The sequence below is a fragment of the Haloferax sp. AB510 genome, from assembly GCF_024136985.1.
Taxonomy (GTDB): Archaea; Halobacteriota; Halobacteria; order Halobacteriales; family Haloferacaceae; genus Haloferax.
The window spans coordinates 1-555 of record NZ_JAMYJY010000243.1; the positions used below are offsets into that span (position 1 = coordinate 1).

At 74.8% G+C, this 555-nt stretch carries 1 pseudogene; it reads right to left on the reverse strand.

Features of this window, described 5'->3' with window-relative positions:
- Window positions 1–555 (reverse strand): annotated as a pseudogene (locus tag NKF06_RS20825) (type II secretion protein); the annotation flags it as partial.

Sequence of the window (555 nt, forward strand, 5' to 3'; positions counted from 1 at the left end):
CGGTCACGCCCGCGACCCGGACGTTCACGCCGCCGGCCTCGACCACGGTGTCGAGTGTCGGGTCGGCACGGGAGAACGACGCGCCACTCACGCGACGCAGGCGGGAGGCAAGCGACTCCGCGCCGCCGGGCGCGAGGCGGACGTTCGTCGGCATCGAGACGCCGTCGACGACGACGCGAATCGGGTTCTCGTCGGCGGGCGTCGAGACGTACACGTCCGAGACCGTGGGGTCCGAAAACAGGTCGTCGAGGACGCCGTGGCCCGCGGTGTGCTTCGCCAGAATCGCCGCGAGCGTCTCGACCGGGTCGTCCGGGTCCGCGACGAGTCTGACGGCACGGCCCGGCGCGCGCGGGCCGGCATCGACAGCGCCGCGGGCGAGTTGGTCGTGGGCGGCTTCGAGCGTGCGCGCGGCGCGCTGGTCGAGCGTCGATTCGGGCGGCGTGAGGTGGTAGACGGGACCGCGCGGGCACTCGTACCGGCGGGCGACCGCGCCGGTGTCGAGGTCGGTCGCTCCGAGGAGTCGCCCGTCAGCCGGCGGGCGAGGGTCGACACGGG